At 70.2% G+C, this 4,502-nt stretch carries 6 protein-coding genes; 3 read left to right on the forward strand and 3 right to left on the reverse strand.

Going from position 1 to position 4,502, the window contains the following annotated elements; translation table 11 throughout:
• The first annotated feature begins 66 nt into the window (after positions 1–66).
• Both FRZ03_RS24100 and FRZ03_RS24105 read left to right on the forward strand, forming a co-directional pair.
• Complete coding sequence (locus FRZ03_RS24100; RefSeq protein WP_146467244.1) at positions 67–498, forward strand: NfeD family protein; 432 nt, start codon at positions 67–69, stop codon at positions 496–498.
• Positions 499–624: 126 nt separating this feature from the next.
• Entirely contained in the window at positions 625–1,596 is a 972-nt protein-coding gene (locus FRZ03_RS24105; protein ID WP_146467245.1) for an SPFH domain-containing protein, read from the forward strand.
• Positions 1,597–1,737: 141 nt separating this feature from the next.
• On the opposite strand, the gene FRZ03_RS24110 is transcribed toward FRZ03_RS24105, so the two are convergent.
• The 3 genes from FRZ03_RS24110 to FRZ03_RS24120 all read right to left on the reverse strand — a co-directional run bounded on the left by FRZ03_RS24110 (position 1,738) and on the right by FRZ03_RS24120 (position 3,845).
• On the reverse strand, positions 1,738–2,244 hold the full coding sequence (locus FRZ03_RS24110) for an HNH endonuclease (RefSeq protein WP_146467246.1): 507 nt from the start codon (positions 2,242–2,244) through the stop codon (positions 1,738–1,740).
• 169 nt (positions 2,245–2,413) lie between these two features.
• A complete protein-coding gene (locus FRZ03_RS24115; protein ID WP_146467247.1) occupies positions 2,414–2,953 on the reverse strand; it encodes a YbhB/YbcL family Raf kinase inhibitor-like protein in 540 nt (179 codons plus the stop codon).
• 109 nt (positions 2,954–3,062) lie between these two features.
• A complete protein-coding gene (locus tag FRZ03_RS24120) occupies positions 3,063–3,845 on the reverse strand; it encodes a sporulation protein (protein WP_146467248.1) in 783 nt (260 codons plus the stop codon).
• Positions 3,846–3,958: 113 nt separating this feature from the next.
• Between FRZ03_RS24120 and FRZ03_RS24125 the strand changes: the two genes are divergently transcribed.
• The coding region (locus FRZ03_RS24125) for a DNA-3-methyladenine glycosylase (protein WP_146467249.1) at positions 3,959–4,502 on the forward strand (544 nt) is incomplete at its 3' end.

Below are 4,502 nucleotides of genomic sequence, written 5' to 3' on the forward strand. Positions count from 1 at the left end.
CGCAAAACCGGCCCCGCCCCCCAACGCGCCCTGTCCGCGGGCCGAACGGGGCCCTACGATGACCACGTGAACGACATCGACGCATGGGTGTGGTGGCTCGTCGGCGCGGCGGCGCTCGGAATCCCGCTCGTCGTCACCGCCATGCCGGAGTTCGGCATGCTCGCGGTGGGGGCCGTCGCGGCCGCCGTCGTCGCCGGCCTCGGTTTCGGCGCGGTCGTCCAGGTGGTCGCGTTCCTCGTCGTCTCCGTCGCCCTCATCGCCGTCGTGCGGCCCATCGCGGCCCGGCACGGCCGGCAGAGCCCGCGACTCGCCACCGGTGTCGAGGCGTTGAAGGGCAGACAGGCCGTCGTGCTGGAGCGGGTCGACGGCTCCGGCGGCCGCATCAAGCTCGCCGGGGAGATCTGGTCGGCCCGTGCCCTGGACTCCGGCCGGGCCTACGAGGCGGGCCAGGAGGTGGACGTCGTGGACATCGAAGGGGCCACCGCCATCGTCATCTGAGCGATCCCGCCTGCGAGTTGGGCCGCGGTCTGTCACACTCGACGGGCATGATCCTTTGAGCAGGTACGAGCAACAGGCACGAGATCGTCCGAAGGCGCCCAGGCGGAGAGGGGTACGGGGAACACGATGGAACCGGTCATCATCGTCCTGATCATTCTGGTGGTGTTGGTCTTCATCGCCCTGATCAAGACCATCCAGGTCATCCCACAGGCCAGCGCGGCCATCGTCGAACGCTTCGGCCGCTACACGCGGACCCTGAACGCGGGCCTGAACATCGTGGTCCCGTTCATCGACACCATCCGCAACCGGATCGACCTGCGGGAACAGGTCGTCCCGTTCCCGCCCCAGCCGGTGATCACCCAGGACAACCTGGTCGTCAACATCGACACCGTCATCTACTACCAGGTGACGGACGCCCGCGCGGCCACCTACGAGGTCGCCAGCTACATCCAGGCGATCGAGCAGCTCACCGTCACCACGCTGCGCAACATCATCGGCGGCATGGACCTGGAGCGCACCCTGACCTCCCGCGAGGAGATCAACGCCGCCCTGCGCGGCGTCCTGGACGAGGCCACCGGCAAGTGGGGCATCCGCGTCAACCGCGTCGAACTGAAGGCCATCGAGCCCCCGACCTCCATCCAGGACTCGATGGAGAAGCAGATGCGCGCCGACCGTGACAAGCGCGCCGCGATCCTCACCGCCGAGGGCACCCGCCAGGCCGCGATCCTCACGGCCGAGGGCGAGAAGCAGTCCCAGATCCTGCGCGCCGAGGGTGAGGCCAAGGCCGCCGCCCTGCGCGCCGAGGGCGAGGCCCAGGCCGTTCGCACGGTCTTCGAGGCCATCCACGCCGGCGACCCCGACCAGAAGCTGCTGTCGTACCAGTACCTCCAGATGCTCCCGAAGATCGCCGAGGGCGACGCCAACAAGCTCTGGATCGTCCCCAGCGAGATCGGCGACGCCCTCAAGGGCCTCTCCGGCGCCATGGGCAACTTCGGCCCCCTCGGCGGCGGAGGCAACGGCGGCAACGGCGGCGCCACCCTCCCGGCCCAGAACAAGGGTCCGGCCACGGAGCGCCGCGAGAAGCCCAGCATCGACTGAGGACCGCCGCGCGAACGCCGGCACCCTGCCCGCGCCCCTCGAAGGCGCGGGCAGGGTGCACGATCAAGCGGGAACGACCGACGGCCGGCGCGGCAGATCCCGCGGCCGCCGGCGCACGTCACGAAACGCCACGGCACACGGTCAGGCGGCGTCCTGGGCCAACCAGCCGGGCAGCGCCGCGAAGTCCTCGGCACCCAGCGCGAGCAGCATCGCGTCCGCCGGCGTCGGCTCGAACGGCGCCCTCAGCAACGTCATCCCGGCCTCCTCCGGAGTCCGGTCCGCCTTGCGGTGATTGTCCTCCGCGCACGCCGCCACGGTGTTCAGCCACGTGTCCTGCCCACCCTGCGCCCGCGGCACCACGTGGTCCACCGTTGTCGCCCTGCGCCCGCAGTACACGCACCGGTGCCGGTCCCGCACCAGCACCCCCCGCCGCGACCACGGCGCTTGTCTTCGGAACGGCACCCGTACGTACCGGCACAGCCTGATCACCCGGGGCGCGGGTATGTCCACGTCGGCCCCGCGCATCCGCAGCTCGGGATGGGCCTGCTCGACCACCGCCTTGTCCTGGAGGACCAGGACGACGGCTCGGTTCAGAGTCACCGTAGACAGCGGCTCGAAGCTCGCGTTCAGCACCAACGTGTCACGCATCCGGCCCACCTCCCGTGTGCAGCCGCCCACCCCCCGGCGGGCTCGGGATCAACTCTGGATGGGCGCGCCGAGATGGACAACGCAATAAAAAATGCCCGTCTCCGGTCACTTCCAAGACCGGAGACGGGCAAACGTTCGATGAACGCCCGGCTGACTCGACGTGCCGCGCTCAGCCCTGCGCGGGGTTCTCGTACTCGCCGATGAGCTGTGCCCGCGCGAGGGTATGGAACCGCAGGTTGAAGCCGACGACGGCCGGCGACGCGTCCGCGTCCGGGCCCAGCTTCTCCTGGTCCACCGCGTACACCGTGAAGACGTACCGGTGCGGGCCGTCCCCGGGCGGCGGCGCGGCACCGCCGAAGTCCTTCGTCCCGTAGTCGTTGCGCGCGTGGACGGCGCCCTCGGGCAGCCCCTCGAACTTGCCGCTCCCGGCGCCCGCGGGCAGCTCCGTCACCGAGACCGGGATGTCGAACAGCACCCAGTGCCAGAACCCACTGCCGGTCGGCGCGTCCGGGTCGTAGCAGGTCACGGCGAAGCTCTTGGTCTCGGGCGGGAAGCCATCCCACCGCAGCTGCGGCGAGGTGTTGCCCTCCGCGTGCACCTGAGCGCTCTTCAGCGTCGCGCCCTCCTCGACGTCCGCGCTCGTCACCGTGAACGACGGCACGGGCGGATGGAAGTCATGGGGGAGCGGCCGCCGCTTGAGCTCGGTCACCTCGGTACCTCCTGATCGATGATCTGGAACCAGCAGTTCCCGAGCCTAGTGCTGTGGCTGGGAAGGTTTGCCGGGCGTCGCGAGCCGGTGAACCCTTCCGGTCGCAGCACTAGAACCAGTTGCGCCGGCTGCCGACCTCGGACAGCCACTGGTTGAGGTACGCCGCCCAGTCGGTGCCCTGCCAGTCGTGCAGCCCCACCTCGAAGGACCGGTAGGTGTCCGAACCCTCGCTGAACAGCCCCGGCTTCTTGTCCATCTCCAGCACGACGTCCATGGCGTGCCCGTCGGCGACGAAGCTCAGCTCCACCTGGTTCAGCCCCCGGTACCGCGCCGGCGGGTGGAACTCGATCTCCTGGTAGAACGGCAGCTGCTGCCGGGTGCCCCGGATGTGACCGCGCTCCATGTCGGCGCTCTTGAAACGGAAGCCCAGCTGGATGAACGCGTCCAGGATCGCCTGCTGCGCCGGCAGCGGGTGCACGTTGATCGGGTCGAGGTCGCCGGAGTCCACGGCACGGGCGATCGCCAGCTCGGTCGTCACCCCGATGTGCATCCCGCGCAGCGCCTGCCCGTCGATCATGGTGACCGGCGTCTCCCAGGGGATCTCCAGTCCGAACGGCACCGCGTGCAGGGCACCGGCCTGGAGCTCGAAGGCACCACCGAGCCGCACCTTGGTGAACTCGATGTCCTGCTTGTACTCCTGGTCGCCGCTCTCGACCTCGACCCGCGCCTGAAGCCCGACCGAGAGACCCTCGATCGCCTGGTTCACGGACCCGCCCTGGATCCGCACCTCCCCCTGGACCACGCCGCCCGGTACGACATTGACCTCGGTCAGCACCGTATCGACCGAGGCCCCGCCGGCCCCGAGGCTCGCGAGCAGCTTCCTGAACGCCATTGACTCTCCCTTTACGAACGGACCTCGCCCCTACATACGCGCGCCACCCCCTGGCCGGTTCCGCCCTGGTCATGACCCGTCGGGGCCACCCCCGTGGACTACCCTCGGAGGGCATGATCGCGCCCCCGGACCGTATGCCACTGCCCCGTTCGTTCTTCGACCGCCCGGTCCTGGAGGTCGCACCCGATCTCCTCGGGCGCATCCTGGTCCGCACGACACCCGACGGCCCGATCGCGGTACGCCTCACCGAGGTCGAGGCGTACGACGGCCGGAACGACCCGGGCTCCCACGCCTACCGGGGCCGCACCGCCCGCAACGCCGTGATGTTCGGCGAACCGGGCCACGTGTACGTCTACTTCACCTACGGCATGTGGCACTGCATGAACCTCGTCTGCGGACCCGAGGGCACCGCGAGCGCCGTACTACTGCGCGCCGGCGAGATCGTCGAGGGCGCGGAACTCGCCCGCAAGCGCCGTCCCTCGGCCCGCAACGACAAGGAACTGGCCAAAGGCCCGGCCCGTCTCGCCACCGCGCTGGAGGTCGACCGGGCCCTGGACGGCACGGACGCCTGCGCCTTCGGCGAGACACCGATGCGGATACTGACCGGCACTCCGGTCCCCGCCGCGCAGGTACGGAAGGGGCCGCGCACCGGGGTCG

Origin of the sequence: Streptomyces misionensis (genome assembly GCF_007896895.1) — a bacterium.
Lineage (GTDB): Bacteria > Actinomycetota > Actinomycetes > Streptomycetales > Streptomycetaceae > Streptomyces > Streptomyces misionensis_A.